The following is a 7,803-nucleotide window of genomic DNA, read 5'->3' as shown; positions in this document are numbered from 1 at the left end:
GACCAGAAAACTACTGTTTTATGACCGTTATGGTGTGGAAGAAGACTACATTTATAATCCCGATAAAAATGATTTGGGCGGCTGTATTCGTCGGGAAAATCGGCTCGAAAGTCGGGAAAATCTCGATAATTGGGTCAGTCCTCGCTTGGGCATTCGTTTTCAATTAGCCCAACCAGAGTTACTGTTGTATTATCCCGATGGTCAACCTTTCACCAGTTACAACCAAGAACGGCAACGGGCCGAAACGGAACGACAACGGGCCGAACGATTGGCGGCAAAACTGCGGGAGTTAAATATTAATCCCGAGGAGATTTAAAAAAAATTATCGGTAGAATAAAAGTAGATAAATATCAAGTCCTCTAGCTAGAGTCGCAACAGTAAGCCCAGAAAAAATGCCCTAGGGCAGGGTTGACTGATTCCCACTCTCCGATACTTTTTAAACAGGATTTAGGATCATCACCGTCCCTAAATATTTGCTCTGATTTTTTCTAGTAAAGTTATACTATTAAGGAAGCAAAGACGAAATTCTAGGGTTAAGCAATGGTTAGACAACTCGACGACAGCCCGAAAACCGCAATCGTCTATCCCGATAGCGATGGTAAAACGATGGCCGATAATACAAGACAATTTCGCTGGATTACGACGATTAAATCGAATCTAGACTGGTTATTTGCCCATAATGCCGATGTTTTTGTCGCCGGTGATTTACTCTGGTATCCCGTGGAGGGAGATAATAAGACTCGGCAAGCGCCTGATGTCATGGTAGCTTTTGGCAGACCGAAAGGCGAAAGGGGTTCCTATCAACAGTGGAAAGAGGAAAATATCCCCCCGCAAGTGGTTTTTGAAATTCTCTCTCCGGGTAATACCCAAACAGAAATGACCAGAAAACTACTGTTTTATGACCGTTATGGTGTGGAAGAATACTACATTTATAATCCCGATAAAAATGATTTGGGCGGCTGTATTCGTCGGGAAAATCGGCTCGAAAGTCGGGAAAATCTCGATAATTGGGTAAGTCCTCGCTTGGGCATTCGTTTTCAATTAGCCCAACCAGAGTTACTGTTGTATTATCCCGATGGTCAACCTTTCACCAGTTACAACCAAGAACGACAACGGGCCGAAACGGAACGACAACGGGCCGAAACGGAACGACAACGGGCCGAAACGGAACGACAAAGGGCCGAAGCGGAACGACAACAGGCCGAAGCGGAACGGCAACGAGCCGAAGCGGAACGACAACGGGCCGAACGATTGGCGGCAAAACTGCGGGAGTTAAATATTAATCCCGAAGAAACTTAAAAAAAATTATCGATCGGCTCAATCGATCGAGATAGTCTCGGTACAATAAAAGTAGATAAATATCAAGTCCTCTAGCTAGAGTCGCAACAGTAAGCCCAGAAAAAATGCGCTAGGGCAGGGTTGACTAAATCGACGAAGCAATCGCTAAATAGGAGTAATTTCCGTCCACTTCTCCCTAATCCTGAACGGGAGAGGCAGAACCGAAGAATTTCTATAAAATTTCGGTAAGGGTGGAAAGATCAAGTAAGTTAGCGTTGGGGCTTAATCTTCGCCACGGAAAGTAGAACTATGACAGTTTGTGAATATCGGCCAGGTTTAGAAGGAATTCCCGCCGCCCAATCGAGTATCAGCTTTGTGGATGGGCAAAAGGGAATCTTAGAGTATCGGGGCATTCGGATTGAGGAACTCGCCGAAAAAAGTACCTTCCTCGAAACCGCCTATCTCCTTATCTGGGGTGTTCTGCCCACGGGGGCGGAACTGGAAGAATTTGCCGATGAAATCCGTTATCATCGACGCATCAAGTACCGTATCGAAGACATGATGAAATGCTTCCCCGAAAAAGGCCATCCCATGGATGCGCTACAAACTTCGGCGGCGGCTTTAGGGTTATACTATGCCCGTCGGGCTTTGGATAATCCCGACTATATCCGTCAGGCAGTAGTGCGGCTATTAGCGAAAATCCCCACCATGGTGGCGGCGTTCCAATTGATTCGCAAAGGTAATCATCCCATTCAGCCCAATGATAGCCTTGATTATGCGGCCAATTTCCTCTATATGTTGACGGAAAGACGACCAACGGATTTAGCGGCGAAAGTTTTCGATGTCTGTTTGACCCTCCACGCCGAACATACCATGAATGCCTCGACTTTTTCGGCCATGGTGACGGCTTCCACTTTAACCGACCCCTACGGTGTCATCGCTTCAGCAGTGGGAACTCTCGCTGGCCCCCTCCACGGTGGCGCAAACGAGGAAGTATTGTTAATGTTAGAGGAAATCGGTTCGGTGGCTAATGTTCGTCCCTATGTGGAAAAATGTATCGCCAATAAACAAAAAGTTATGGGTTTTGGACACCGGGTATATAAAGTTAAGGATCCCCGGGCGACGATTTTACAAAACCTTGCTGAACAATTATTCGCGGAGTTAGGTTCCGATGAATACTACGATATCGCCCTAGAATTAGAACAAGCAGTGGTGGATATCTACGGCGAAAAAGGCATCTATGCTAATGTGGATTTCTATTCGGGATTGGTCTATCGGAAATTAGGCATCCCCAGTGATTTATTTACCCCGATTTTTGCCATCTCCCGGGTGGCCGGTTGGTTGGCCCACTGGAAAGAACAATTAAATGCTAATCGCATTTTCCGTCCTACCCAAATCTACACTGGAGAACACGAAGTCCCCTATACACCGATCGAACAACGTTCTTAGATTTTATCTCATATTCTTGATGGAAACACGGTTTCTCGCCTTTGTCAATCTTTCCTAGGCGAGATTTTTTGTCTCATTTCCTGTTATATTTATGGGGCAAGGAAACAGTCCAGCGGCTTTCAGCTTGGTCAGTTTCGGTGTATATAGCAAGGCAAGGTCTTTACTTCTAGGTAGTCAGACAGAAAAATATTAAAGATTATGGTGAAATTTTGGCGGAGATTAACGGTATTTTTAATTTCTTGTTTATTGCTGATTTCCCTAACTGCTTGTGGTAATCAAGTTAGACGCAATCAAGTGGTCATATCGGTATTAAGTGACCCCAAAACCTTTAATGCTGTTTTATCGGCCGAATCCCCGAATATTTTTGGTTTAACCTACGAAGGACTATTAACAGAAAATCCCATTACTGGCAAAAAAGAACCTGTTTTGGCAGAATCTTGGACAATTTCTGATGATAATTTGAGCATTATTTTTACTATCAGAGAGGATTTAAAATGGTCGGATGGTCAACCCTTAACCGTTGATGACGTGGTTTTTACCTATAAAGAATTATATCTAAATCCTGATATTCCTAACAACTACCGCGATAGTTTAAGAATAGGATTAAAAAAAGAATTTCCAGTTATCACTAAACTAGATAATCGCAGAATCGAATTTAAACTCCCCGAACCTTTTGCCCCTTTTTTAGATGCTGTCAGTTCACCGATTTTACCTAAACACGCTTTAGAAAAAACTATTCAGAAAAAAAGCCCCGATGGTAGGTTAGAATTTCTCTCCACTTGGGGGTTAGATACTCCTCCCGATAAAATTGTTTTTAATGGTGCTTATAAACTAAAAGAATATATAACGGGACAAAGGATTATTTTTGAAAATAACCCTTACTATTGGAAAAAAGATGCCCAGGGACAACAATTACCTCATATAACTTCGGTAATTTGGGCAATTGTTGAATCTCAAGATACAACTTTACTGCAATTTCGTTCGGGAAGTTTAGATTCTATTGGGGTAACTCCTGAATTTTTCTCCCTCTTAAAAACCGAAGAAGAAAGAGGAAATTTCACGATTTTTAACGGGGGACCTGCCTACGGAACCCAATTTATCGGTTTTAATCTCAATCAAGGAAAACGCGACGGAAAACCCCTAGTAGCTCCGATTAAATCTAGGTGGTTTAATAACTTAAATTTCCGCCAAGCTATTGCCTACGGCATTAATCGTCAAAGAATGATTGATGATATCTATCGAGGATTGGGACAAGAACAAAATTCTTTTATTTCTATCCAATCGCCTTTTTACGATAAAACCCTGAAAGGTTACGATTATAATCCCGAAAAAGCCAAAGAATTATTATTAGAGGCCGGATTTAAGTATAATAGTGATAATCTGCTAGTCGATATCGATAATAATCCCGTTAGATTTAACCTGATTACTAATGCAGGAAATAAAATCAGGGAAGCTATTGGGGCGCAAATTAAAAATGATTTAGCCGCAATAGGAATTCAGGTGGATTTTCAAGCGATCGCTTTTAGCAATTTAGTTGATAAACTGAGTAATAGTCTAGATTGGGAAGCACATATTTTAGGTTTTACTGGTGATAATGAACCCCATGCGCCTAATATTTGGTATGTAGATGGAAATCTCCACGCTTTTAACCAACAACCTCAACCCGGCAGCCCTCCAATTCAAGGCTGGCAAGCGGCGGATTGGGAGAAAAAAATCGCCGATTTATACGTCAAAGGTTCCCAAGAATTAGACTTTGAGAAGCGCAAAGTTATCTATAATGAAATTCAACAACTTCAACAGGAATACGTCCCGTTTATTTATCTAGTTAATCCCCTCGCTTTGGGGGCTGTGCGTAACTGCTTTGAAGGAATACAATTCTCCGCCTTGGGTGGTGCATTCTGGAATCTAGAAGAATTAAAGAAAACCTGTGGAGGTGTTTAATGACTCATTTTGGTTTACTCTGTCCTACAACTTCTGGACATATTTATTCTCTCCTACCTTTAGGAAAAGAATTACAAAAACGCGGTCATAAAGTTACCTGTTTTTTAACTCTTGATGGTGAAGAAATGGTGCAAGCAGCCGGGTTAGATTTTCAGGCAATTGCACCCAACAAATATCCGAAAGGCACATCAGCCAAAAGTTTAGCCGAAATTGGTCAATTACGGGGAACAGCCGCCGTCCGTCGCACGGTAGAATTAGTAACTGATTCTACAGCGACCCTCTTTGAAACTATCCCTCAAGAGATGCGTCGCTTGGGAATTGATGCCCTAATTGTCGATCAAGTCTCCGCCTCAGGGGGTACAATCGCAGAAAAATTAGCTATTCCCTTTATCAGTTTTTGTTCGGCATTGGTTTTAAATCGTGACCCGCTTATTCCGCCCTTTATGACCACTTGGGACTATAATCCCTCATTTATCGGGGTTATTCGCAATAAACTTGGCTATAAACTCCTTGACTCCCTGACTCGTCCTCTGAATGAGTTAATCAACCAGCAACGTCAAGAATGGGGGTTAATTCCCTATCAAAACATCAATCAACGCTATTCACCCATCGCCCAAATTAGCCAACAACCCGCCGAATTTGAGTTTCCTCGGTCAAATTTACCCGCTCACTTCCACTTTACCGGTCCCTTTCACGATTCCTCCACCAGAAAAACGATTCCTTTTCCCTACGAAAAATTAACCGGACAACCCTTGATTTATGCTTCCCTCGGCACAATTCAAAATCGCCTACAATCGGCCTTTAATGCGATCGCCGAAGCCTGTGCCGATTTGCCGGTACAATTAGTTTTATCCTTGGGCAATACCGACTCTAACATTCAAATAACGACCAAAAACGCCCTAGTTGTTCCCTACGCTCCCCAATTAGAGCTTTTAACCAGAGCATCTCTTACTATCACCCACGCAGGCTTAAATACTACCCTAGAATCCCTCGCGCAAGCTGTACCTATGGTGGCCATTCCCATCGCTAACGACCAACCGGGGGTATCTGCTCGAATAAAATGGTCGGGGACAGGGGAAGTGATTCCGATTTCCCGTCTAGAAGCTCCCCGTTTACGAAAGGCGATTGAAAAGGTGTTATCCTTCCCCAGTTACCGAGAAAATGCCCTGAGAATGCAAAAAGCGCTGCAGAAGACAGGAGGAGTGAAAATGGCCGCCGATATCGTCGAAAAAGCCATTGCTACCGGCCAACCCGTCCTATCGGTATAATGGCTAGGGTCTGCTAAAAAAGTTTTTCCTGGGGACAGGGTGTCGGGTGTCGGGTTTTAAAAACGTTATCGAAAACAATTGACAAAAATCGCCCTTTATAACCCGTCCATGGCCTAACACAAACCGAAGAACTATAAAGATTAGATTGAACATTTCTGTGATTTCTGTCTAACAGCAATGGTCAGCGGCGATGAATGAACTAGAACATTGCCGCTTCATCAACTTGTTAGCTGGCTTGTGCTTAGAGTGTAAATTTGCGGAGAAATCATGCGTATAGTAACTGATTATTAATACTATCAACAGTCAACGTGTTGACTAAAACACTAACCCGTTGCACGACCTCGTAGGCAGTTTTCTGAGGGACAACAATAATTCCACAATGTTCTCTGCCTTCCTCTATGAATTGAAGATGCAATCGTTCAAAATCAACTCGGTTGTGGGTGACAAGACATCTACCTAAAGAAGCGGCAAATTCTAATTGTTCGCTGTCAGTTTTACCCAAAGTTGACTGCTCAGGAACAGTGGTGACATCTAAACCACGAGAACGCAGAAGTGTTGCAACTAACGCCGACATATCTTCGTCCATGTAAAGCGAAGCAAATATGCTCATAGCTTACCCAAAGCTGTCTTTACAGAAGGATGCACCAACTCATCGGGGACTTGGTTACGCTCAATGTACTCGTTAATTTCTGCTTGATGATCCAAATAAAAACTCAAGGCATCGAACACTTGTGCTAAGGTCAAATGAGGTAAATGAGTTGGAATTTCCTCTGGCATCACACCTAATCGCCACAGACCTACGATTGCGCGAATAGATGTGCGAGTGCCTTCAATAATTGGCTCTCCACCTAAAATCTCATTGTTTCTGGTGACATAACGTGAAAGAGTGATAATCGTCATGGAATTAGGTCCCTTAGGGAAATCGCTGATTCTATTTTAGTAAGGGACAGACTTGACTTGATCACGCAATCCAGTGGCTAGAGGAATCGTAGGCTAGATGTTTTTTCGGCAACCTAACCTAAGACTGGCTCTAATAGTTTGACTAGAGAAAAAAGAGGTGCGTTACATTTCATTAACACACCCTACCAGAGCGGCGTGCTGCTACGCAGTGCCTTCGGCATCGCACTGACACAAACCGAAGAACCATAAAGATTAGATTGAACATTTCTGTGATTTCTGTCTAACGGCAAAGTTAGCCTGCTTTTGGGGCAGGGATTAGCGCAAAGGTGGTATTATACTCAGACAAAGTGCAGAAAGTCAAAATCCGTAACTTTCTTGAATCCATGCTGACAACTACTCAATTTGCGCCCCTGCTAAAGCAATTGTCTTACTCCGATAAGCTCTTATTACTTAACTTTCTTGTAGCCGAGTTGCTCAAGGATTCTGGTATTGTACCGATGTCTATTGAAGATGATCTCCCTAGACAAGGTTTACATGACTCTTTTGAGGCTGCCGCCATTCTTGCTCAAGCATTAAAAGAGAAACAAGAATTGACTCATGGCTAATAAGGTAAGATTTGCTTTCACCGAGGTAGATTCTAGTCTTGGGGCATTAAGTGCGCTTCCTTATTTACCATTGACATTAACTTATCAAAGTCAATCCTTGAATGTTTTGGGTCTCTTGGATACTGGCTCTAGTGTTAATGTGTTGCCCTATGAAATGGGTTTAGCTTTAGGTGCAGTCTGGGAAAACCAAAGGCTATCTCTGCCATTAGGAGGTAATTTAGCTAGGGTCTGCTGAAAAAGTTATTGAAAAGCACAGGTCTCTTAATCAATGATTTCACTTAGCTACAAGCATAAGCTTTAGTTGTTGATTAATCTCTAAGCTATAACTTATTGTCATCATTGACCGAGAAAAAGTGCGGTTT

The 7,803-nt window shown here is 42.8% G+C and carries 7 protein-coding genes and 2 pseudogenes; 7 read left to right on the top strand and 2 right to left on the bottom strand.

The window, feature by feature from the left end:
• From IM479_RS07230 to IM479_RS07210, 5 genes and pseudogenes are all read left to right on the top strand, one after another.
• Positions 1-316 (top strand): annotated as a pseudogene (locus IM479_RS07230) (Uma2 family endonuclease); the annotation flags it as partial.
• A 224-nt stretch (positions 317-540) separates the two neighbouring features.
• On the top strand, positions 541-1,299 hold the full coding sequence (locus tag IM479_RS07225; protein ID WP_287684820.1) for a Uma2 family endonuclease: 759 nt from the start codon (positions 541-543) through the stop codon (positions 1,297-1,299).
• Positions 1,300-1,587: 288 nt separating this feature from the next.
• Positions 1,588-2,727 (top strand): citrate synthase, encoded by a 1,140-nt coding sequence (locus IM479_RS07220; RefSeq protein WP_286825135.1) that lies wholly within the window; start codon positions 1,588-1,590, stop codon positions 2,725-2,727.
• 198 nt (positions 2,728-2,925) lie between these two features.
• The gene (locus IM479_RS07215) at positions 2,926-4,668 is read left to right on the top strand and encodes an ABC transporter substrate-binding protein (protein WP_287078597.1); all 1,743 of its coding nucleotides are present in this window, start codon (positions 2,926-2,928) and stop codon (positions 4,666-4,668) included.
• Positions 4,668-5,936 carry a glycosyltransferase gene (locus IM479_RS07210; protein ID WP_287684819.1) on the top strand — a complete coding sequence of 423 codons (1,269 nt, stop codon included), beginning with the start codon at positions 4,668-4,670 and terminating at the stop codon, positions 5,934-5,936. Before IM479_RS07215 ends, IM479_RS07210 begins: the two co-directional genes overlap by 1 nt.
• Before the next feature lie 265 nt (positions 5,937-6,201).
• On the opposite strand, the gene IM479_RS07205 is transcribed toward IM479_RS07210, so the two are convergent.
• Together IM479_RS07205 and IM479_RS07200 are read right to left on the bottom strand one after the other, a co-directional pair.
• Positions 6,202-6,522, bottom strand: a complete 321-nt coding sequence (locus IM479_RS07205) for a DUF5615 family PIN-like protein (RefSeq protein WP_287684821.1) — start codon at positions 6,520-6,522, stop codon at positions 6,202-6,204.
• A 20-nt stretch (positions 6,523-6,542) separates the two neighbouring features.
• Positions 6,543-6,836, bottom strand: a complete 294-nt coding sequence (locus tag IM479_RS07200; RefSeq protein ID WP_287078595.1) for a DUF433 domain-containing protein — start codon at positions 6,834-6,836, stop codon at positions 6,543-6,545.
• A 383-nt stretch (positions 6,837-7,219) separates the two neighbouring features.
• Here IM479_RS07200 and IM479_RS07195 point away from each other — a divergent pair, with 383 nt between their 5' ends.
• Together IM479_RS07195 and IM479_RS07190 are read left to right on the top strand one after the other, a co-directional pair.
• A complete protein-coding gene (locus IM479_RS07195; RefSeq protein WP_002755098.1) occupies positions 7,220-7,441 on the top strand; it encodes a hypothetical protein in 222 nt (73 codons plus the stop codon).
• A pseudogene (locus tag IM479_RS07190) lies at positions 7,434-7,667 on the top strand (hypothetical protein); the annotation flags it as partial. The gene IM479_RS07195 and the pseudogene IM479_RS07190, both read left to right, overlap by 8 nt.
• Positions 7,668-7,803 lie beyond the last annotated feature (136 nt).

The organism is Microcystis sp. M165S2 (assembly GCF_020245885.1).
Lineage (GTDB): Bacteria > Cyanobacteriota > Cyanobacteriia > Cyanobacteriales > Microcystaceae > Microcystis.
This window is presented reverse-complemented; position numbering and strand designations above follow the sequence as displayed.